The organism is bacterium (assembly GCA_024228115.1).
Classification (GTDB): domain Bacteria; phylum Myxococcota_A; class UBA9160; order UBA9160; family UBA6930.
Window position 1 is genome coordinate 1 of the sequence record JAAETT010000099.1, and the last position, 21,134, is coordinate 21,134.

Sequence of the window (21,134 nt, forward strand, 5' to 3'; positions counted from 1 at the left end):
AAGCACACTCCGCATTCGCGCCACGGAATGGGCATCGACCACCCAAAACGAGATCCGTCAGCGTCAATCGCCGCGCGGCACGCTGAAACATTGGAAAGCCAGCTTCTCAGCCAACTTTCGTGCATAGTTCAGGCTAGCGCCGACGAACCCGAGGACAACGAATCCTCTTGAGACTCCACCCAGGAGGCCAGTCAGGCGCGCGGAAACGCCGAGCCGGGCAGCCTCAGCTCGTGGCGGCTAGAAGATCTTCGAAGGCGCCGAAGTACACCTCGACGTTCGTGTAGCCCATGTCTGCGAGGGTCTTCGCTGCAAGCACCGCCCGGCCACCGCTTTTGCAATGAACCAGGATCGGCGGATCCGGATCGGAGCAGACTTCCGCGATCTTGAACTCGAGGAAACCGCGGGGAACGTTGACCGCGCCAGCGATCGAGCCTGCAGCGAATTCAGCGGGCTCTCGGACATCGAGAATGATCAGGCCGGCTTCGCTGCCAATTCGGCTGGCCGCAGCCTCGCCACTACACAACGTGACGTCCTTCGAGTGGGATCTGATCAGATCGGTGAATGCAATGGGCACCGAGAACTCCTCCTTGAAGGGTGCGGCATCACGACTCCAGTGCCTTCCCCATCCGCTCCAAGATCGCTTCCAAGATACTCTTGGAGGTCGCGAAGTTGAGACGCACGCAGCGCTGGCCCGGCGAACCGAAATCGGAACCGGGACTGAGCGCCACCTGGCCGCGCTCGAGGAAGAACGCACGAAGATCATCCGGCAGATCGAACTCCTGGAAGTCGAGCCAGGCCAGATAGGTCGCTTCAGGTGGCAACAGGCCTACGGCAGGAAACCGCTCGGAGAAGAACTCGCTGACGCGCTGCCGGTTCTCTGCCAGGTAGGCTAGAACGGTATCGAGCCACTCCTGGCCGTCAGTCCATGCCGCGAGTGTGGCTGCATCATCCAGGATGCCGCCGTGGCCAAAAACGTGGGGTGGCAGCTGTCGGAAGGGTTCCTTCAACCTCTGACTGCCGTACACGATAAAGGCGATCGGAAGCCCCGCGATGTTGAAGGCCTTGGTTGCGGCCGTCAGCGTGATGGTCCGCTCAGCGAGTTCCGGGGAGAGGCTCGCAAAGGGCACATGCTCGTGGCCGGCGAAGACGAGATCCTCGTGAATCTCGTCGGAGACGACGATCAGGTCGTGCCGAAGCGCGATCTCCCCGAGCTGGAGGAGTTCGGAACGCTCGAAGGCTCGGCCGGTCGGGTTGTGTGGATTGCAGAGCATGAACAAGCGCGTGTCATCATCGATGTCCGCCTCCAAACGGTCGAAGTCGATCTCGAATCGAGTCTCTCCGCGTACCAGCGGGTTCTCGACCAGGCGTCTCCCGCTGTGTTCGACGGCTCCCAGGAACGGCGGGTAGATCGGCGTCTGGACGACGACGCCCTGGCCCCGCTTCGTGTGCATGAGAATCGATGCGTCGAGCCCCTGCACCACGTTCACCAGGGGCGAGACGTTCCGGGGATCCACCTGCCAGGAGAATCGTTCTGCCATGCGCGAAACGAACGCCTCTCGCAGCTGGGGAGAGAGAGGCACCGCGTGGTAGCCCAGATCGTTTCGGTCGAGGAGGGCCCGGACCGCCTGTTGGATCGCTGGCGCTACCGGAAAATCCATGTCCGCCACCCAGGCGGGGAGGACATCCGGACCATAGAGCGTCCACTTGATCCGGCTCGACCGGTGGAGCTCAGCGGAAGAAACAGCATCGAATGCTGATCGGAGGTCATTCACGTCGTTACGTTCCCTCGCGTTGCCACCGGACCAGGGCTCTTTTCCTGGAGTGGAACATGGACCCCTTACCATACCCTGCTTCGGGGGCTCCGAGCGAAGCCGCTATCCTCCGGCCGCCTCACGCTGAGCCAGGATTCCCGAACGTCCAACGACACGATGAGCCCCAAATTGCCCCCCGTCCCGATGCCTCGTCGATCGTCGGCTTGGCGCCTCATCCTTCGCAACGCCCAGCTTTTCGGGGGTGCCAGCGCCGGAGCTCTCACGTTCGGCGGGGCCCTCTGGGCACTTCGCTCGCTTCCACGACGGGAACGACTGGAGCGCGCCGCAGGACGGGCACTCGTCCGTTCCTGCAGCAAGCTCGGCGCGACGTTCATCAAGATCGGCCAGATCGCATCCACCCGGAACGATCTGCTGCCGCGTGGCGTCTTCGAAGAGCTGCGCTCGCTCCAGGATCGCGTCCCTGCGTTCCCGTACGCAGAAGCGGCCGCCACGATCGAGGCGGAATTCGGCGCGCCGGTCGAAGAGCTATTCGACAGTTTCAACCCGAACCCCATCGCTGCCGCGTCGGTGGCACAAGTCCATGAAGCGCGACTCCCCGGTGATGGCCGCCGAGTCGCCATCAAGATCCTCAGGCCCGACATCATCCTGAAGGTCCAACTCGATCGGGCGATCCTCCTCTTCCTCGGGCGCCTCCTCGAGCGCTTGATTCCAACGCTACGCCTGGTCTCCCTCGAAGAAGCCATCCGAAGCTTCTGCGACGCAGTCGAAGAGCAACTCGACCTGCGCAACGAGGCACGCAACAACGCGCGGTTCGCCAAGAACTTCGAAGACGATCCCCACGTGTGCTTCCCCCTCCTGCATCCGACCCTGTGTAGCTCCCGTGTGCTCAGCATGGATTTCGTCGCCGGCACCCACGAAGATGGCCTCGCCCTGGCCGAGTTCGATGTCCATCAGATCGTGGAGTCCGGAATGCGCGCGGTCTCCCGCATGATCTTCCTGCACGGGTTCGTTCATGCGGATCTCCATCCGGGAAACATGCTATTCGAGCCGCCGGGTCGAATCGTCTTTCTCGACCTCGGCCTGGTCGGTGAGTTGACCGATGAAGATCGACTCAGGACGGCCGAGATGCTGATGGCTCTCGTTTCCGGCGACGGAGCCGGCGTCGCGAGAGCGTTCTTCGAGAATGCGCCTCATCACGCGGTAGCGGACTATGAGGCGTACGAACGCGAGATCAGCGAATTCGTCTCGGACGTCGCGTCGAAAGGGCTCGGACAGCTCCAGGTCACCCTCGAGATTGGCCGGATTCTCGACATCCTGCGAAGGCATCGCATCCAGGCGCGATCGCATATGACGATGGTCAACCTCGCACTGATGACCGCGGAAGGAATGGGAAAGCGCCTCGCTCCGGAGCTGGATCTCAGTCGCGAAGCCCTGCCCTATCTCGCCGAAGCACTGGGCAAGAGTCATGGGGATTGATCGGCGATCAACCGCGAAACGACCTCGTGTCAGTCAGCGTCCAGGGCAGTTCGCAAAGCCTGGGCGAAGTCGGCAAGCGAGAGAGGCTTCGCCAGTAGTTGGCTGACGCCGATCTCCCGAGCTTCCGCAGCGGTCTCGGGATCCAACAGACCCGTGAGAAGAAAGCCCATGGATCGCTACGAGATCCGGTGCTCTGGTTCGAGTTCTTCCGCCAAGAGAGTCAGATCTGCCCCCACCTCCGTCGGCACGAGCGATCGCTCGTGCGCGAAGCGCGCCAGAAGCGCATCTGCGACATGCTGCACCGTCAGTCCCTGTACCTCATCAGCGACGGCCCCGGCGGCGAGCGGATCCATGTCGATACCCATCGCCCGGTAGATGGGCTCGAGCACGCGCCCGACCTGAGCGTCATTGCCAACGACGATCACGCCGCCGACATGAGCTGCCCCCTTCACGACTCGTTGCCCTACCCCCATCAGCTTCTTCACGCCACGAGCGTTCACGGAGTGGTCACCCGGACAGTATTCGCCTGGAACCGCGCCAATACGTGCGTCGACGCCCAGATCGGAAAGCGCGTCGCGCACCAATGCCGCGACCTGATCGAAACGTGCCGCGATTCCCGTGCGTGCGTCCGCCGCCGGAATACACCAGGCGAAGGCCAGGCATTGGCGGGTAAAGAGCGCGGCCCGTCCGCCTGCCAATCGGAGCACGGCGTCGAAGCCCTGGGCCCGGGCTGCCGAAACCGCCTCATCGAATTCCGGCCTCGTACGATCGAGAACGGAGAACGCCACGACATCGTCCGGAACGTAGAGCCGCACGCTCTCCCGCCTCTCTCCCGTCGCAACCCGCGTGAGGAGCGCGCGCGAGATGGCCGTATCGAAGGCAGGGCGTCCGGGAAAACGGGCCTGCAGGAGATCGAGCGATTCGGGCACCTTCCGACTATAGAGACCAGGAAGGCAGGATTGGTCACGAGTCGGGCTCGAACTCTGAGGAAGCCAGCCGCTCGGCCACGTGACCTGCCAGCCCCTTGAACTCGGGTCGCTCCGCCCAGGGCCCGGGAACACGAAGGGAGACATCGGCCCGAAGCACATCGTCGGCTCCGGGCCGCAACACCATCCAGTTCCAGGTGTGAAGCTCACGGTTTCCGTCCTTCAGTGAGCTCGAGAAGGCAAGTAACGAATCGCCGGCCGCCGTCGTCGAGACTTCGACCTTGCCGTGGACGGGTTCCAGGAAGCGGAGGGCGCGCTCGGCCAGCGCCGTCGCATCGGGCATGGGCCCACCGATCGGATCGCGGCCGACGGCCATCCACAACTCGACGTCCGGAACATCGGGCAGCCGCAAGACCAGGGCAGCACCCTCCTGGCGGTCCACCTGGAAGCGTTTGTCCAACGAGAGGCGCAAGGAGAGGTCCGCAGTGGGCGCAGGTTCGGTCGGCACGGGCCCGACGTTCTCGACCTCGGGAGCCACCTCGATCCGGTTGCAGGCCAGTGCCAGGGGCGAAACCACGGCCAGTGCCAGGAGCAAGCCAGCAGCAATCGCCGGGGTTCGTCTCGAACGTCGGATGTGTCGGTCCATGCTTTCCCCCACTCTCTGTTTCGGCCGACGGCGCGCGGAGCTGGAGGGGCCTGGGATAGAGTGAACCGGGAGGAGGAGGCGACATGGGTCCCATGGAAGGCGTGCGGGTCATCGAGTTGGGCGTCTGGGTGGCCGGCCCCGCAGCTGGGGGCATCCTGGCGGACTGGGGCGCGGACGTCGTGAAGATCGAACCACCGGGGATCGGAGACCCCAGCCGCCTTTTCGCCTCGATGCTCGGCTCCGATTTGCCCTTCAACCCGCCCTTCGAGATGGACAACCGCAGCAAGCGAAGCCTCGTACTCGATCTGGCGACGAAGCAGGGCCGCGAACTGGGCCTGGAGCTGATCGATTCGGCGGATGTCTTCGTCACGAATGTGCGTCAGGCTGGCCTCGAGCGGATCGGTTTCGGCCCGAGCCAGCTCCTGCAACGCAACCCGCGGCTGATCTACGGCGCAATCACCGGCTTCGGGCTCGAAGGCCCGGACAAGGACGAAGCGGCCTACGACATTGCAAGCTTCTGGGCACGGTCGGGCATTGCCCACATGCTCACCCGACCCGGTGGTCAACCACCCTTCCAACGCGGCGGCATGGGTGATCACAACACCGGCCTGGCTGCGGCTGGCGCCATCTCCGCGGCCCTCTTCTCACGCGAGCGGACAGGCGAGGGCCAACTCGTTTCCACTTCCCTGCTCCGCGAGGGCGTCTACACCCTCAGCTTCGACCTCGCCACGGCCCTGCGCTTTGGCGTCGGCTTGCAGGTGGCCGACCGCAGTTCCATGGGCAACCCCTGCATCAACAACTATCGAGACAAGGATGGCCGTTGGTTCTGGATCGTCGGGCTCGAGGGAAATCGTCATTGGCCGCCGCTCTGTCGGGTCGTGGGCCATCCGGAGTGGGTCGACGACCCGCGCTTCACCACCCCGAAGGATCGCGCCCAGAACGCGACTGTCCTGATCAGCATGCTCGACGAGATCTTCGCCGGCCGGAGCCGCGACCAATGGGCGGAGGTCTTCGCCACCGAAAAGGACATGTGGTGGGCGCCCGTTCAGGACCTGGAAGAAGTCATGGCGGACGAGCAGGTGCTCGCATCCGGTAGCTTCTGCGACGTACCGGATTCCGGAACCACGACGCTCTTTCCCGCCTCACCGGCCGATTTCCACGGCACGCCCTGGGAGCCGCGCTGGATGGCCCCGGACCATGGTGAGCACACGGACGAAGTGCTCCAGGAAATGGGCAGGACGGCAGAAACGATTGCCGCGCTAAGGGCGTCCGGTGTGGTCGAGTGAGAATGGGGGCAATGACGCCAGGAGTCGCGCCAATTCTTCGGCCATGACCTGATGTCCGAACGACGTCAGGTGGACCCGATCCCACCAGAGGAAACCCTCGTCCCTGCGCGCCACCAGGGCGGCATGCAGATCGAGGACGGGAAGCCCGTGGCGCCCGCCGACCTTGCGCAAGATGTCGTGGCGCTCCAGCAGGCCTGCCAGACTCTCCTCGCCACGAGCCTCGATCGTATTCGGCTCGAGGACGAACACGGTGTGGATGCCCCGCTCCCGGTTGAATACGGCAAGCGTTTCCAGAGCCTGCTCGAGTGCCTCGAAATCGCGATCGTTGTTTCCGAGATCGACGACGACCAGCTCGGGTGCCCAGGCGCTCCAGGTCTCGGTCCAAAGGGGCACGATCTGTGGGCCCGTGAAGGCGGGGATGCCCGTGTTGATGCACTCCACGCGGGTCCCGGGCGATGCCGTCTCGTTCCAGCCGCGCTCGAGACGCGTCACCCAGGGTTCTTCCGCAGCTGCAGCTCCGGATCCCCAGGTCTGGGAGCTTCCAAGGAACACGATCCGCCGAACCCCCGGTGCGGGCGGAACCAGCGGATGCTCCCGGGCCAGGCGCGGAACGATCTCCCCCTCGTACTCGATGTGATTCTCATAGTCTGCGAAGTCTGGTTGCTTGGGATGCAGACGACCGAGGTAGATCCACTCGGTTGCGAACAGCAACGCAGCCATCGCGACGAGAACCAGTTCCGCGAGCAAGAGCACAGCACCCCCACTCACCTCGCCCCGTTGCCGTGCAGCCCGGGTCCCGAGCCACACGACACCCGTTGCGCCAAGCACGAGCAGGAGTGCAACCAACCCGACGGCTACAGCCCCTCGCCGGTTGGCAAAATGCTCTTCGACCGCGCGGCCATCGCGAGCCACGATGCGAAGGTCATCGACCCAGGCCTTCCGGCCCGCCGTGCTGCGCAACCCCAGCCGAACGCTTGCGCTCCCTGCCTGGCCGCAGGGGCCAAGACTCTCGCCGTCGAGGGAAACCTGCCCGCCCTGCCACTCGAAACGATGCCATTCACCGTCAAGAGCCCCCGACGAGGAAACGGGCAATGCGGAGCGCTTCTCGAAGCGCCCACCCGGAGCGACCCGGAAGCATCCGCCGCTGAGCCCAGGGCTGCGACTGAAGCGAACAGCGTCGAAGCCCACATGATCGTCTCCCAGCAGCACCGTGAACGTGCCTTCCCCGGGCAAGCGAAAGCGAAGCTCGATGCGTTCAGGGTCGAGGAGCTCGTGCCAGCGAAGTTCGTGGTGTCCGTGCCAGACGCCTAGGTCCAGGCGCTCACGAAAGAGCGCCGTGCGCGTCGTCATGAACGAAACCGACCCCAGAATGCCGTGGGAGAGGCCGATCTTCGCGCTCTGCCAGCGCCCGCCCGCGTGCAGCGTGTTGCCGACCTGCAGCCAGGTCTTCGCGAACAAACCCGCTGCCAGAAGCGCGAGCAGCACGCTCAACAGAACCAGACCCACGCCGGCCGAGCTGCGAGAATCAGCCGACACCGCGTTCCAAGACCGCGAAGCGCGCCCCATCCTCTCGAACAGGCTCGACGGTTCCTATAGCGACAGCCCCGGCGTCCCCTCCGGAATGCAGGGCCGAGAGGGTCTCGCTCATCGCGTCTCTTGGCACGGCGAGCAGAAGGCCTCCGGAAGTCTGCGGATCGAAGAGCACCTCGGCGACGGCATGGTCGTGCAGCGATGTATCCCAGGCGATGCCACGCCGACCCTCTGCATTCTGATCGTGAAAGGAGCTGCGCACACCGGCTTCCAGAAGCTCACGCGTGCCAGGAAGAAGTGGCAACGCGTCGACGAAGAGTCTCGCGGATCGGCTCCCGGCCTCCAACATCTCACCCAGATGGCCGGCCAGTCCGAAGCCCGACACATCGGTGGCAGAGCGAGCCAGACGCGTCGCAACCGCGGCGGCGTTGGCGTTGGAGCGGGCCATGTGATCTAGAACGGCCTGGAGCCATGAGCCGCGGGCGCGGCCCTGCATATCCGCCGCGAGCACCACGCCGGTTCCGAGAGCGGCTGTCAGCACCAGCACATCGCCCGACTCCAGGGCGCCGAGGGGCAACGGCCCGCGCGCTGGCGAATCCCCCATGATGGAGAGCCCTACGAAGAGTTCGGGCCCCTGGGTCGTATGGCCGCCGACCAGGCTCACGCCGAGCGGATCGAGCGCGGTTCGCATGCCAGAGAGCACCTGGAAGAGCGTCTCTTCCGCGCCGACTTCGTCTTCGTCTGGGATCGTGACCAGGGCCAGGGCATGGTGCGGCGTTCCGCCCTTCGCCTGCACGTCGCTCACCGCGTTGACGGCGGCCACCCGCCCCACCCACCACGGGTCGTCGGTGAAGGCGCGAAACCCATCGACCGTCGTGAGTACGACGTCGCCGCTTGGCGTTCGCACAGCCGCTGCATCATCCGGCGCGTCGAGGCCTACGACGACACGATCGTCGGGCGACGCCGGAGCGAGACGCGCCAGCGCTCCGGAAAGCGGGTTGGCGCCTACCTTGGCAGCGCAGCCGCCACACGGCATCTCCTCCATGCCCATCTCTTCGGGTGTCGGGAACTCCTGGGCGGCCGCACCATCCGCTTCGAGCACCTGGAGGCGTTCCATGAAGCGGCGATCGATCCGATCCTTGAGCCGCCAGACGGCGCGTGCAGAAAAGGCAAGTCCCCATTTGCCGCCGATCGCGCGCTCCCCACCGAGATTGAGAAGGGCCAGGAAATCGCGTTGTGGTCGATGCCGGCGCAAGGGACGGCCGGTCAGGGTGGCGCGAAGGTTGGCGTCGAGGGTGGGGCCGGCGCGCACCGCATGCACGCCCGCCTTTGGCACCCACGGATGGTCGGTCAAAGAGGCACAGTCGCCGACAGCGAAGAGGCCATTCGCTCCTTCGACTTCAAAGCTGGAAGCGACTCGAACGAAACCCGCCTCGTCGATTGGAAGAGGAGAGTTGCGGAGGAGCGGGACCGGGGCCGCTCCCGTCGCCCAGACGACGAGATCCGCTGGCCGTCGGTCTCCGTTCTCCAGGCAGAGACCCTTCTCTTCGACCGCCGAGACCCGCGCGCCGGTGACGATTTCGATCTCCCGCTCTCGCGCGGCGGCCTCTACCGCACGACGCAATCGGGGCGATGAATCCGGGAGGATCGGAGTATCCGTCGTGATCTCGATCCTGGGCGCAGCACCGACCGAGCGCAGTCGCGTATCCAGCGTGAACGCAAGCTCCACGCCGGCCGCGCCACCTCCAACGATCGCGATACGCGGGCCTCCTTCGACCCGTCGCACGCGAGCAACTGCATCGTCGACCCGGTCCACGAAGTTTCGGATGGGACGGGTAGCCAACGCATGTTGACGAACCCCGGGGAGCTCAGTCCCGCGCACCGCACTACCGACATCGAGGCTGGCTGTGTCGTAGCGCAGCGCCGGACGGCCGACGAACTCGATGCTTCGGGTCGAAGGCACGATTCGGCTGGCGGCCGCCAGGATGACGCGAGCTCTCGCCCGGCGCGCCAGGGGAACGACATCGATCTCCGCCTGTGCGACTTCGTACTCACCCGCCACGACGCCAGGCACCATCCCTGAGTAGAGCGCCTCGGGACGGTCGAGTACGACCGTGAGCCGCACATCCGGAAGCGGGTCCATCATCCAGCGGCGAATCACCTGGACATGGGCGTGACCGCCTCCCACCAGCACCAGGTCTGCCCGCGGCGACACGTTCATCGGAACCCCACAGCATCGAACATCGACTCAAGAGGTAGCGAATTGGACGACGCGGAAGCCCCGCTTGGCTTCAACGTTCTCCCGGGCTGGGCGTGTACCAGATCGGAGAACTCCAGGCGCGTTCCTGGATTCTGGGCCGATGGGCTTCGGAGCAGCATGCGCTCAGGGCATCGGGAATCTTCTCGGGCTCGGCGCAGTCGACCTTGGCTGCGATGCATACGTATTGACTCCACCGGCAGGTTGGATTCTCGAGCACACGCGCGTAGTAGAAGGCAGGCTCGCTCGGGTCGAAATCCGGGTCGGTCCAGACACTGCAGAGCGATTGGGCGCCCCCGGAGCCCGTCGGCTCACAGGTCGAGAGATCCACATCCGCGCCGCCCTTGGCACCGGCCACGAGGATGACCTCTTCCTTCGCCTCGCCCTCTTGGAGCCAACCCTTCACCACCTCGATGCGCTGCAGAGGCCTGCCTCCAACTCCGCCATCCTGCAGAGCCCATACGGCCAGCCTCGGCGCATCGGCTGTTGCAGGGCGGTCCGCGAAGTCGGAGCCCATCGCCACGCCGCGCTGGTAGCCCTGCGCAACGAAGTCCTCTTGCTCGCACAGGTCCGCCGGGTAGTCCCAACCGCCGAAGAAGCGGACGATCGGACGCGTTCCACTGGTGGCATACGCTTCGCGCCGCTGCATCGCTGCGAATAGCGAATCGCGACTGTTCTCCTCCGCCCAGAGCACGGCCAGTCCGCCCGGATTGAACTCGAAATCATCGGAGAATCCGACCGGAACGCCCTGCCCGGCACCGAGCCCAGCCCCGCCGTGCCCGGGATGGCCCTCTTCGGCCGTCATGCCCGGAGCGGCGATATGGCTATCCGTGCTTCCGATGACGCCGAACTTGAACGGGTTGGCGCCGGTCTGCCACCCGACTAGCAAGCCCTGCTTCAGGGCATCGCGAACGAAGCTACCCGCCGGCGGAACCTCCTCCGATACGAACATCGAGAACTTCGCGCCAAATCGGTCATAGGGAAGCTTCTCGAAGCCGCAGGCCTCCTCGCCAGCCCAACCGGCAGCGACGTCGCATTCGGAATCGCCCTTATGCTGCACCATCTCCACCAACGGTTCCCAACGCGAACGGCGCTGGGCTTCGTCAGCGCCGATGGCCATGCCGTCGTCGTCGGGCGACGCCACACCCGCGGACTGGAACATCAGCCCGCCCGACAGATTGGAATTGTGGGGAATCGTGAGGACATCGCAGCCATCACGACCCTCCACACATTCCCCCTGCAGGCGATCCCAGAGATCGATGGCCGATGGCGTGTCGACCCAGCTCGTCGGCATGGGCGGAACGTTCTCGTTCCGGAAGATCACGTTGCGATGGAGATTCTGCCCCGTGCCAACCGTCCCGGTCCATTCGTAGCCGACGAAACTCGTGAAACGACAAGCTCCCGAACGGTCGTAGGCCTCCTCGGCCGCATCCTGGATCTCCTGCCAGACGACACCCCGTTGTTCGGCACAGCGAGCACCTTCATCTCCGCACAAGCCCCACCGACTCTTGCCCACGAGGGTGCGCCCGGCCGTCAGCTGAAACGCGATCGATGGGAAATTGCGATGGGCGATGCAGACAGGGTGCCAATAGCCGTCCATCCCCGGCGTCGTGCACACCCGCACGGTTCCGAAGAGTTCCGCATGGTCACTGATGGCGGTCCAGTCGAGCGGGCGGTCGAGCTGGATCGTTCGGGTCGGCTGGTTGTCTTCGTCGTAGGGCTGGATTCCCATCGGGTCGCCCTTGGCGAAGCGGTAGGCATCTCGCGGCGTGTTGCGCGTATCCTGGGTGCTGGCATCGAAGGAGAAGGCCGTATGTACGTGGGTATCGCCGAAAAAGGGTCGGCGCAGGCGGTCATGCTGTGTGCAGGCTTCACGAGCTTCGGTTCGATCGAAAGCCAACCCGGCGGCCGGCATCGCCAGCAGGATCAAGCCCAACCACAAGCGACTCGAGCTCAATCGAGTTCCTGCATCATTTCCACCGCCGACGCGGCCAAAGCATCCACCTGGGCCTGGAAGAGATCCGTGTTGGCAGCGGCTCCCATCACGCCTTTCAAGTAGCGAGACAACACACCCTCTACGATGGCGGCCAGCCTCCAGTACTGAAACGCACGGTAGTAACTCACCTTCGAAACATCGCGACCGGTGCGCTCGGTGTAACGCGCAAGGAACTCGGCCCGGGTCGGAAAGCCGGTGCATGCTGTGGGCGAAATCGCGGCACCACCGGCGCTCGCTTCGGCTTCCCCAACCTCCGTCCAGTTGTTCATGATGTAACCAATGTCGGCCAGGGGATCACCGAGGGTGCAGAGTTCCCAGTCGAGTACGGCGGCGACCTTACCCTCGGCAAGAGACAGCATGTTTCCAAGCCTGTAATCGCCATGAACGATCGATGCGCCGATCTGCTCGGGCATTTGCGCCTCGAGCCCGGCAGCCACCTCCTCCATCGACGCCAGCTCGCGCGTCTTCGTCTTCTCCCATTGCGTCCGCCAGCGCTTGATCTGCCGGGCCAGGTAGCTCTCCTTGCGCCCGAGATCCCCCAGGCCAATGGCATCCGGATCGACCGCGTGGAGATCGGCCAACACCTCGACCACGTGTTCGCCGAGCCGGCCCCGCGCGGACTCATCGAGGACCCGCGTCGAGATGTCAGCGTCCGTCAGTACGTGGCCTTCGACGTAGTTCATCACGTAGAAGGGAGCATCGTTCACGCTCTCGTCCTGGCAGAGTCCGAGCGCGGAAGGCACAGGGACGGGCGTCGGCCCTACCGCCGCAATGATCCTGTGCTCCCGCCCCATGTCGTGGGCCGTTGCAATGACCGCACCGAGCGGCGGGCGCCGCAAGACGAAGGCGTTCCCGGCCGCATCCTCCACCTTGTACGTGAGATTCGAGTGCCCGCCCGTGATCAACGAGAAGCAGAGCGGCGGCTTCACATCCGGAATATTGCTCTCGAACCACGCTGTCACGTTCTCAGCGCGGATGCCCTTGATCGGTTCGTCGTCTGCCATCGCCCGGTACGCTAGCAGCCTCCAAAACACCGCGTCACGAGAGAATGGCCCCTCAACCCGCTCCGGGCTTCTCACCGGCGAAGAACGCTCGAGGATTGTCCACCAACAGCCATTCGATCTGGGCGTCACTCACGCCGGCTTCCCTCAGTCGTGGAACGATCCGCTCGAAGAAGTGGCTCGGGTTCCAGACCTTGATCACCTCGGCGTAGAGCTCCGGCGGCAGCGGCTGGCCGCGCCAGCACCACACGGAATCATGAGAAACGACCACGTGGCCGCCGGCGCCTGCTTCGAGCAACCGAACGAGCGAGGCGATCCGCTCCGCATCCGGATGCAGAAGCTCGATACCGAAGCGGTCGAAGCCGAGATAGGAACCGCCGCCTACGAGCTGCATGTGGTAGGCGTGATCGGTCGAACCGCAGGAGTGTCCGATCAGGATGCGATGGGGCGGAACGCCGTTCTCCACGAGGATGCGCTGTTGTTCATCGCCCATCGTTCCTTCGTCGGTATGGGTCGTGATCGGCGCCCCGGTGGCCACCGAAGCCTTCGCGGCTGCGAGAAGGACGTTCCTCTCGTAGGGCGTGATCTCCCCTGCGCCCGTCGCGACCTTGATGATGCCCGCGCGCACACCCGTCTCTCCAATACCGTCGGTCAGCTCCTTCTCGAAGAGCTCCGCCATGGCGTCGACGACGGGAGCGAAGCCCCCGCGGAAATGCCAATACGGAAACCCGCCCTCGTTCTGCTTGTAGAGCCCTGTTGCGCAGATGATCTGGAAGCCGGTGCGCCCGGCCATCTCCGCCATGAACTCAACATCACGCCCGAGGTCTGCGGGGCATGGATCGAGCATCGAAACCACGCCGTGGTCACGGATCTCGGCGATGCGATCCGTCACGGCTGCGCGCATCTCGTCGCGGCTCGGCCCCGGGTGGATCGTATCGGATTCCCATCCTGGGTAGCCGATCAGGAGGTGCTCATGCATGAGCGTGCGCCCGAGTTCTTCGGGCGAAATGGAGCCGGTGACGGTCTGGATCTGCGGGGCCATGGCGGGTTCCTCCGGCGGGGAAGATACACCGCTCTGCGGGAAGCGATGAGCTATTCCGGCGTGACGTAGGCCGCGGTGATCCCGCCATCCACCGCGAAAGTCGCGCCCGTCACGAAGGAGGACTCGTCCGAAGCGAGGAACACGACGGACTGGGCGATCTCCTGGGCCTCACCGAAGCGGCCCATCGGGATATGGACGAGCCGGCGCTGCTTCTTCTCCTCGGTATCCAGGTACTTCATCAGCAGCTCCGTGCGCAGCGGCCCCGGGCAGAGTGCGTTCACGCGGATTTCTTCGCGAGCGTGAATGACGGCAAGTTCCCGAGAGAGCGCCAGGACGGCGCCCTTGCTGGCGGTGTAGGCAAGCTGGGGCGTGGCCGCGCCAAGTGAGGCCACGAAGGATGCGGTGTTGATGATGGAGCCGCCGCCGGCCCGACGCAGGGCGGGAATGCCGAACTTGCAACCGAGGAATACACCCTTCACGTTGACGTTCATCGTCAGGTCGAAGACCGCCTCTTCGGTGCTCTCGGCATCACCATCATCGATATGCGAAATACCGGCATTGTTGAAGAGCACGTGGAGCGCGCCGAAAGAGCGCTCGGCCGCGGCCACCATGCGTTCGCAATCGGCCGGCTTCGAGACATCCGCCTTCACGAAGAGCGCCTCGGCGCCCTCCTCACGTAGGCCTTCAGCCGCCGCAGCACCCTCGGCTTCGTCCAGATCGACAAGGACGACCCGTGCGCCTTCCAGCGTGAATGCCCGTGCCGTCTCGAGGCCGATCCCCCGCGCTCCCCCCGTCACCAACGCGACTTTTCCCACCAACCGCTCTGCCATCGTCTCCCCGCCTAGCCGCCGATCCGGTACATCTCGATGCGCTCTCCGGCTTTGCGCGGGCCTGCCTTCCCGGAGCGCTCTTCCGAATAGCGATCTTCCCGTTCCGTCCAAGTGCCCGCGATCATCTCGCGCAGGGTCGCGTCACTCACGCCGGCCCGGAGTGGCGTCTTGAGATCCCGACCACCCTTCGCAAACAAGCACGTGACGAGTTCGCCTTCCGCCGAAAGCCGGGCCCGGGTGCAGCCGCCGCAGAACGGCTCGGACACCGATGCGATCACTCCGATTTCGCCGGATCCATCGCGATACCGGTAGCGCCGCGCAACTTCGCCGGAGTAATTCGGATCGACGGGTTCGAGCGGGAACTCCGCATCGACGCGCTCGACGATCTCGCGGGCGGGCACGACCTGCTCGAGCCGCCAGGCGTTCATCGTCCCGACGTCCATGAATTCGATGAAGCGAACGATATGGCCCGTCCCACGGAAATGGCGGGCCAGCGCGACGACATCGTCCTGGTTCATGTCTCGCTGCACGACACAGTTGATCTTGATGGGTCCGAGGCCGGCGGCTTCGGCCGCGGCAATGCCCGCCAACACCTGCTCGGGCTCTCCGCGACCTCCGGATGTGCGCTGGAAGACCTCGGGACGAAGCGAATCCAGACTGACCGTTACGCGCTGAAGGCCGGCGTCGGCAAGCGCTGCGGCTTGTCCCGGGAGCAACACGCCGTTCGTGGTGAGCGCCAGATCTTTCACGCCGGGGATGGCCACCAGGCCGGCAATCAGATCGCTCAGGTTGGCGCGCACCAGAGGCTCGCCACCGGTGATGCGCAGTTTCGTGGCACCCAATTCGACCGCAAGCCGCGCAACGCGCAGCACTTCTTCGAAACGCAGGATGTCCTTGCGCGGCAGGAAGCGGTAGTCCTCGCCGAAGACCTCGGCGGGCATGCAGTAGGGGCAGCGGAAGTTGCAGCGGTCGGTGACCGAAATGCGGAGATCACGAAACAGGCGGCCCCGGGCATCCGGAAGCTCTGTGGCCGCTGCGCTTCCGCCCCGCCCGGTCAGTCCGCGTAGCCCCACTTCTTCTTGTTCTCCGCCACTTCCTCGGTGGAGGGCGTCGGGTGTTCGGTGACTTCGGGCACGTCGAACGCATCCTTGTCATCGACGATCTTGGCGTTCTTGGCGACGTCATCGGCGAAGACTTCGGGAACGCGCTCATCCTCGAAGATGGCTTCCCAAGGGCACTCCGGTTCGCAAACGCCACAATCGATGCACTCTTCGGGATCGATGTAGAGCTGGTTCGGGAAGGCGCTCTTGTCGTCACCCTTGTACTCGTAGATACAATCAACGGGGCAGACCTCGACACAGGCTGCATCCACTTTGTCCTGGCAAAGACTCGTAATCACCCAGGGCATCGTCTCTCCTCAGATGGCTCACCCGGTCGGCTCACTCCTACCGGGCTCTCAACGGGCGGCCGGATCCTAACCGCTCCGGAGGGCTTGGGGAAGGAATCTTGACTCCTTCGTCCCGTATTTCTACCTTGCCGGCTCCTCACGACGCCTGTCCGGAGATCCCTATGAGCGAACCGAATGCCCACACGCGCATCCAGGCCCTGGTCGATGGAGACCCTGTGGTGCTGTTCATGAAGGGCCACCGCCAGATGCCCCAATGCGGCTTCTCGGCCCAGGTCGTCCAGATCCTGGACTCGTTGATCCCCGAGTACGCGACGGTGAACGTGCTCGAGGACCCGGAGGTCCGTCAGGGCATCAAGGATTTCTCGAACTGGCCCACGATCCCCCAGCTCTACGTCCGAGGCGAGTTCGTGGGTGGCTGTGACATCATCACCGAGATGTACCAGTCCGGTGAGCTCCAGCCGCAATTGCGCGGCGAGGGCTGAGCCCGCCGGAACCCGGGCTGCTCCGTGGATCCCAACGCCCCCGCTCCCGCGGTCTTCGATGTCGGAGACGAAGGCTTCGTCACCGATGTGCTGGAGGCCTCTCGCCAGGTTCCGATCGTCGTCGACTTCTGGGCCCCGTGGTGCGGCCCGTGCAAAGCGCTGGGGCCGATCCTCGAGCGGCTCGCCGAGGAATCCGGCGGCGCCTTTCGCCTGGCCAAGCTGAACGTGGATGAAGCCCCCCAGGTGGCCGCCCAGCTGCAGGCTCGCAGCATTCCGTTGGTGGTCGGCTTCCGCGATGGGCGGGCCGTCGCCGAATTCGTCGGCGCCCGCCCCGAGAGTGGCGTGCGCGAGTTCCTGGCCAAGCTCCTCCCGAGCGAGGCCGACCAGCTTGCCTCCGAGGGCGCCGACCTGCTGACCGGTGGCCAGCCCGAAGCCGCCGAGCAGCGCTTCAGGGCTGCACTCGACGCCCAGGATCGACATCCGCGCGCCCTGCTCGGCCTGGCCCGTGTTCTGGCCGGACGCGGGGAAGCCGAGGCCGCCCTGGCCGAGCTCGAGCGGCTGACGCTCGCAGACCCGGAAATCGAACAAGAAGCCGAACGCCTGGCCGCCGAGATCCGCACCCAGAACCAGGCTCCCGCTAGTGGCGACGTAGACACCGCCGCGCTCCAGGCGAAGCTGGACGCCGACCCGGACGACCTCGCCACCCGCCTGGAGCTGGGCCGCGCCCTCGCCGCCGCCCACGACTACGAGCCCGCGCTCGAAGCCTTCCTCCAGGTCATCCAACGAGACCGGGATTTCGCCGACCAGGCCGCCCGAAAAGCCATGCTCGACCTCTTCGAACTCCTGGGCAACGACCACGACCTGACCCACGACTACCGCGCCGCCCTGGCCCGCACGCTCTTCCGCTGATGCCACCCGGGGACGCACCCGAGGCGTCTCCGCTGTTGTTGCGCCACCGCGATATCCTTCCTGGATGGCACGTGGTTTCATTCTCCAGCCGACCTACCGCATTCGGGGGAATGTCCCGGTCGTCCAGCTGTATGGGCGGCTGGAGGAAGGCCAGCCATTCCTCGTCGAAGACGACCGGTTTCGTCCGTACCTGTTCGCGCCACCGAGGGCGGCCGCCGAGTTGGCTCAGCGAAGGGGGATCCGCATCGCCGAGACCGAGCTAAGCGATCTCCAGGGAGAGCCCGTCGTGCGAATCGAGGTGGCGACCCCCGCGGAAGTGCCGACGATTCGCGATCGCCTGATTCGATCGGGAATTCCTGCGCTCGAGGCCGATGTGCGGTTTCCGTATCGGTACCTGATCGACCATGACATCCTCGCGACGCTCGCCATCACTGGTGAACCCGAGCGCGTGCCGCTCGGCACCGGAGCACCGGACCTTCTTCGTTTCGAAAATCCGACGATCGAGGCTGCGGACGCCCGACCGGAACTCAGCACCCTCTCGATCGATATCGAAACGACGGCCGACGCAAAGCTCGTCTTCTCTGTGGCACTCGTCGGTTGTGGGGTCGAGGAAGTCCTGTTGATTGCCGACCGCCCCGTGCAAGGCACGACGGTCGTCGCGGACGAAGCCGAACTCCTCCGCCTGACGTTGGACCGCATCCGCGCACTCGACCCGGATGTTCTGCTCGGTTGGGCAGTGGTCGATTTCGATCTCCGTGTTCTCGCCAGCCGGGCGGAGGCCCATCGGACTCCCTTTTTCCTGGGTCGGGCCGACGAGGCAGTGCGTTTCCAGCGCGACCTGGGGTTCACACGCCAATCCCGCGCCGAAGTGCCGGGCCGCATGGTGCTCGACGGCATTCCCCTGGTGCGCGATGCCCTGCGCCTGCCCGACTACCGGTTGGAGACGGTCGGTCAGCACGTGCTCGGTCGCGGCAAGAAGATCGATCAATCGGCGCCGAACAAGGCCCAGGAGATCTACCGGATGTGGCGCGAGGACCCGGAATCTCTCGCCATCTACAACCTGGAGGACGCACGGCTGGTGCCGCAGATCCTCGAGCACGAAGGTCTGCTTCAACTCACCTACGAGCGCAGCCGGTTGGCAGGAATGCAGCTCGACCGGGTCGGAGCGAGCATCGCTTCATTCGATCGCGTCTACCTTCCGGAGCTGCGCCGCCGCGGACACGTGGCACCTAGCGTTGATAGCGAGCGCAAGAGTGCAAGGATCCAAGGCGGCGCGCTGCTCGAGCCGAAGCCAGGCATCTACCACAACGTGGCCGTTCTCGACTTCAAGAGCCTGTATCCGAGTCTGATTCGCACCTTCCATCTCGACCCGCTCGCCCATGCTCGCGCAACGGATGCCGATCCCACGGCGCCGAACCTCGCCCGCTTCTCCCGGGACGAAGCCATCTTGCCCGGCGTGATTGAGCACTTCATGAAGAGCCGCGAAGCCGCGAAGGCCAGGAAGGATCGCCACGCCGACCAGGCGATCAAGATCATGATGAATGCGATGTTCGGCGTGCTCGGCGCCGCTTCTTGTCGCTTCTTCGACCCGGACATCGCCAACGCCATCACCGGCTTCGGCCAGCAGACCCTGCACTGGACACGCGATGCCTTCGAGGAAACCGGGCACCGGGTGCTCTACGGCGATACGGATTCGGTCTTCGTGGAACTACCGAAGGAACTCGACGCGGCCCAGGCCAACCTGCTGGCCCAGGACCTCCGCACCCGCGTCGAGGCCCGCATCGCAGAGCGCGTCCGAGACACATACGAGGTGGAGCCCCAACTGGTCCTCGAACTGGAGAAGATCTTCACACGACTCATGCTTCCCCGCGTCCGAGGCGGTCGATCCGGCAGCAAGAAACGTTATGCGGGCTGGATCGGAAGCCGCGAGGATGGCGAACTCGTCATCATCGGCCTCGAGAGCGTGCGACGAGATTGGCCCGATATCGCCCACCGCCTCCAGCAGGGCATGCTCGAACGCCTCTTCACGGATAGAGAGGTCGTGCCCTTCGTTGCAGAGCTGGTGGAGCAGGTTCGTGCGGGCTCGCTCGATACCGAACTGATCTACGCCAAGCGCCTGCGCAAGGGCGCACTCGAGAACTACACGACCAATGCGCCGCATGTGGTTGCCGCCCGCAAGCTCGGCGGCCGGCCCGGCTCGCTGATCCGCTACGTCATCACCCGCAGAGGCCCGGAACCGACCCCGCCGGGAACGGCCATCCCGAACGACCTCGACCGCAGCCACTACGTCGAGAAGGTGTTGCGACCGGTCGCCGACGCCATCTTCGAACTGACGGAGCACAGCTTCGACGAAGCGATCGGGAATCCGACTCAGCTCCAGCTACTGTGAAGCCAGGGGCTTCTTGAGACACGCACCGCTGGGAACTCTGGCCCGCAGGGAAGATCCATGCAACGACTCGGCACCGAAGCCTTCGCCCGCGCCCGCGAGTTCCTGATCCAAGAGGGCCGGGCCCTCGATCTGGCGGTCTTTCTCCACGTCTTCGAGGACGGGCCGGTAGGCAACATTCTCGATGCACTCACCGCCTTCCAGAACCCGGACGGCGGGCTCGGTCACGCTCTCGAACCCGATTTTCGCATGCCAGCTTCCTCGCCCATGGCGACCATGGTGGGGCTCGATTTGCTCCGAGAGCTCGACGCCCCTCGTGACGCCGAGCTTCCCCGGCGCGCCATCCGCTACCTCGTCGACACCTGGGATCCAGACCTGCGCGGTTGGAGCGACGTGACACCAGAAGTCAACGACTACCCACACGCTCCCTGGTGGCACCATGAACCGGAGCGACGCTACGGACCCCAAGGCCATTGGGGGAACCCCGGCGGGCAGATCACCGCGGCTCTCTGGCGGCACCGAGAAGATGTCTCCGAGAGCCTGCTTCGCGAAGCAACCCGGGCAGGACTCGACGCATTGGATGCGAGCGACGAACCCCTGACCGAGTATGTCGCCCTCGGCTATTCGGCCCTGGCGGAGCAGGCGGATCCCGAAACCCGCAAGCGAATCCTGCCGCGCCTGCTCCGCGATGCACCAGGCGCCGTCGCGACGGATCCAGCGCGCTGGAAGGTCGAAGCCTTCCAGCCGATCTGGCTCGTCCGCGGCAGCGGCGAACCGATGGCAGCCCAACTCGCAGAGGTCCTCTCCGCCAATCTCGACTGGGTCATCGCCGGCCAGGACGGACGAGGCTGCTGGGAGCCCAACTGGATCTGGTTCGGGCAGCCACCGGAGGCTTTCGAGCCCGCCCGCAAGGATTGGTGCAGCGAGCGCACGGCGCTCTTCACGCGCCTGTTGGCCGGACACGGCCGGCTCTAACCAGGGCCGAACACTTCGAGCAGCGAGGCCTCGCCCGGAACGCCAATGCGCAGTGGGAAACCGTAGAACCCGGTGCCCCGATGGAGGAATAGGAGTTCCTCTGCCTATCCCCATGTGGGGTACTCGCTCCGCGGGCCCGACGCCGCGTCGGGGGACGCGGTGGGACGGTCTTGCGGGCTCGAGGTGCCTGCAGCTGGTCAGCTTGGTACCGC

At 65.1% G+C, this 21,134-nt stretch carries 19 protein-coding genes; 6 read left to right on the plus strand and 13 right to left on the minus strand.

The window, feature by feature from the left end:
* Positions 1-223 precede the first annotated feature (223 nt).
* Together GY937_05130 and GY937_05135 are read right to left on the minus strand one after the other, a co-directional pair.
* Complete coding sequence (locus GY937_05130; protein MCP5056094.1) at positions 224-574, minus strand: rhodanese-like domain-containing protein; 351 nt, start codon at positions 572-574, stop codon at positions 224-226.
* 28 nt (positions 575-602) lie between these two features.
* A complete protein-coding gene (locus tag GY937_05135; protein ID MCP5056095.1) occupies positions 603-1,772 on the minus strand; it encodes a putative C-S lyase in 1,170 nt (389 codons plus the stop codon).
* Positions 1,773-1,955: 183 nt separating this feature from the next.
* Here GY937_05135 and GY937_05140 point away from each other — a divergent pair, with 183 nt between their 5' ends.
* Complete coding sequence (locus GY937_05140; GenBank protein MCP5056096.1) at positions 1,956-3,248, plus strand: AarF/ABC1/UbiB kinase family protein; 1,293 nt, start codon at positions 1,956-1,958, stop codon at positions 3,246-3,248.
* A 29-nt stretch (positions 3,249-3,277) separates the two neighbouring features.
* Here the strand turns inward: GY937_05140 and GY937_05145 are convergent, their stop codons facing one another.
* The 3 genes from GY937_05145 to GY937_05155 are packed head-to-tail and all read right to left on the minus strand — an operon-like array spanning position 3,278 to position 4,820.
* Positions 3,278-3,418 carry a hypothetical protein gene (locus GY937_05145; protein ID MCP5056097.1) on the minus strand — a complete coding sequence of 47 codons (141 nt, stop codon included), beginning with the start codon at positions 3,416-3,418 and terminating at the stop codon, positions 3,278-3,280.
* 6 nt (positions 3,419-3,424) lie between these two features.
* A complete protein-coding gene (locus tag GY937_05150) occupies positions 3,425-4,177 on the minus strand; it encodes a lipoate--protein ligase family protein (GenBank protein ID MCP5056098.1) in 753 nt (250 codons plus the stop codon).
* 34 nt (positions 4,178-4,211) lie between these two features.
* Positions 4,212-4,820: a hypothetical protein gene (locus GY937_05155; protein ID MCP5056099.1), complete on the minus strand. Its 609-nt coding sequence runs from the start codon at positions 4,818-4,820 to the stop codon at positions 4,212-4,214.
* A 92-nt stretch (positions 4,821-4,912) separates the two neighbouring features.
* Between GY937_05155 and GY937_05160 the strand changes: the two genes are divergently transcribed.
* Positions 4,913-6,106 carry a CoA transferase gene (locus GY937_05160; protein ID MCP5056100.1) on the plus strand — a complete coding sequence of 398 codons (1,194 nt, stop codon included), beginning with the start codon at positions 4,913-4,915 and terminating at the stop codon, positions 6,104-6,106.
* Here GY937_05160 and GY937_05165 read toward each other — a convergent pair.
* From GY937_05165 to GY937_05200, 8 genes are all read right to left on the minus strand, one after another.
* The gene (locus tag GY937_05165) at positions 6,080-7,642 is read right to left on the minus strand and encodes an SGNH/GDSL hydrolase family protein (GenBank protein ID MCP5056101.1); all 1,563 of its coding nucleotides are present in this window, start codon (positions 7,640-7,642) and stop codon (positions 6,080-6,082) included. The genes GY937_05160 and GY937_05165 overlap by 27 nt on opposite strands.
* Positions 7,632-9,857: a selenide, water dikinase SelD gene (gene selD / locus GY937_05170; protein ID MCP5056102.1), complete on the minus strand. Its 2,226-nt coding sequence runs from the start codon at positions 9,855-9,857 to the stop codon at positions 7,632-7,634. The genes GY937_05165 and selD overlap by 11 nt, the downstream gene beginning before the upstream one ends.
* 70 nt (positions 9,858-9,927) lie before the next feature.
* A complete protein-coding gene (locus GY937_05175; protein ID MCP5056103.1) occupies positions 9,928-11,808 on the minus strand; it encodes a DUF3604 domain-containing protein in 1,881 nt (626 codons plus the stop codon).
* Between the two features lie 38 nt (positions 11,809-11,846).
* Positions 11,847-12,893: a phosphotransferase family protein gene (locus GY937_05180; protein MCP5056104.1), complete on the minus strand. Its 1,047-nt coding sequence runs from the start codon at positions 12,891-12,893 to the stop codon at positions 11,847-11,849.
* A 52-nt stretch (positions 12,894-12,945) separates the two neighbouring features.
* A complete protein-coding gene (locus GY937_05185) occupies positions 12,946-13,932 on the minus strand; it encodes a phosphotriesterase (protein MCP5056105.1) in 987 nt (328 codons plus the stop codon).
* A 50-nt stretch (positions 13,933-13,982) separates the two neighbouring features.
* The gene (locus GY937_05190) at positions 13,983-14,762 is read right to left on the minus strand and encodes a glucose 1-dehydrogenase (GenBank protein ID MCP5056106.1); all 780 of its coding nucleotides are present in this window, start codon (positions 14,760-14,762) and stop codon (positions 13,983-13,985) included.
* An 11-nt stretch (positions 14,763-14,773) separates the two neighbouring features.
* Positions 14,774-15,835: a GTP 3',8-cyclase MoaA gene (gene moaA, locus GY937_05195; GenBank protein ID MCP5056107.1), complete on the minus strand. Its 1,062-nt coding sequence runs from the start codon at positions 15,833-15,835 to the stop codon at positions 14,774-14,776.
* Positions 15,817-16,170 (minus strand): 4Fe-4S dicluster domain-containing protein, encoded by a 354-nt coding sequence (locus GY937_05200; protein ID MCP5056108.1) that lies wholly within the window; start codon positions 16,168-16,170, stop codon positions 15,817-15,819. Before GY937_05200 ends, moaA begins: the two co-directional genes overlap by 19 nt.
* Positions 16,171-16,331: 161 nt before the next feature.
* On the opposite strand from GY937_05200, the gene grxD reads away from it, so the two are divergent.
* The 4 genes from grxD to GY937_05220 all read left to right on the plus strand — a co-directional run bounded on the left by grxD (position 16,332) and on the right by GY937_05220 (position 20,922).
* Positions 16,332-16,652, plus strand: a complete 321-nt coding sequence (grxD, locus tag GY937_05205) for a Grx4 family monothiol glutaredoxin (GenBank protein ID MCP5056109.1) — start codon at positions 16,332-16,334, stop codon at positions 16,650-16,652.
* A 24-nt stretch (positions 16,653-16,676) separates the two neighbouring features.
* A complete protein-coding gene (locus GY937_05210) occupies positions 16,677-17,561 on the plus strand; it encodes a tetratricopeptide repeat protein (protein MCP5056110.1) in 885 nt (294 codons plus the stop codon).
* A 64-nt stretch (positions 17,562-17,625) separates the two neighbouring features.
* Complete coding sequence (locus GY937_05215; protein ID MCP5056111.1) at positions 17,626-19,950, plus strand: DNA polymerase II; 2,325 nt, start codon at positions 17,626-17,628, stop codon at positions 19,948-19,950.
* A gap of 57 nt (positions 19,951-20,007) precedes the next feature.
* Positions 20,008-20,922, plus strand: coding sequence for a hypothetical protein (locus GY937_05220; GenBank protein MCP5056112.1), 915 nt, complete (start codon positions 20,008-20,010; stop codon positions 20,920-20,922).
* The last annotated feature ends 212 nt before the right edge of the window (positions 20,923-21,134 follow it).

Coding starts and splice junctions, on each gene's coding strand:
- GY937_05140 (MCP5056096.1), top strand. CDS start 1,956: ATGCCTCGTCGATCGTCGGCTTGGCGCCTCATCCTTCGCAACGCCCAG.
- GY937_05145 (MCP5056097.1), bottom strand. CDS start 3,418: ATGGGCTTTCTTCTCACGGGTCTGTTGGATCCCGAGACCGCTGCGGAA.
- GY937_05155 (MCP5056099.1), bottom strand. CDS start 4,820: ATGGACCGACACATCCGACGTTCGAGACGAACCCCGGCGATTGCTGCT.
- GY937_05160 (MCP5056100.1), top strand. CDS start 4,913: ATGGAAGGCGTGCGGGTCATCGAGTTGGGCGTCTGGGTGGCCGGCCCC.
- selD (MCP5056102.1), bottom strand. CDS start 9,857: ATGAACGTGTCGCCGCGGGCAGACCTGGTGCTGGTGGGAGGCGGTCAC.
- GY937_05175 (MCP5056103.1), bottom strand. CDS start 11,808: ATGCCGGCCGCCGGGTTGGCTTTCGATCGAACCGAAGCTCGTGAAGCC.
- GY937_05180 (MCP5056104.1), bottom strand. CDS start 12,893: ATGGCAGACGACGAACCGATCAAGGGCATCCGCGCTGAGAACGTGACA.
- GY937_05185 (MCP5056105.1), bottom strand. CDS start 13,932: ATGGCCCCGCAGATCCAGACCGTCACCGGCTCCATTTCGCCCGAAGAA.
- GY937_05190 (MCP5056106.1), bottom strand. CDS start 14,762: ATGGCAGAGCGGTTGGTGGGAAAAGTCGCGTTGGTGACGGGGGGAGCG.
- GY937_05200 (MCP5056108.1), bottom strand. CDS start 16,170: ATGCCCTGGGTGATTACGAGTCTTTGCCAGGACAAAGTGGATGCAGCC.
- grxD (MCP5056109.1), top strand. CDS start 16,332: ATGAGCGAACCGAATGCCCACACGCGCATCCAGGCCCTGGTCGATGGA.
- GY937_05215 (MCP5056111.1), top strand. CDS start 17,626: ATGGCACGTGGTTTCATTCTCCAGCCGACCTACCGCATTCGGGGGAAT.
- GY937_05220 (MCP5056112.1), top strand. CDS start 20,008: ATGCAACGACTCGGCACCGAAGCCTTCGCCCGCGCCCGCGAGTTCCTG.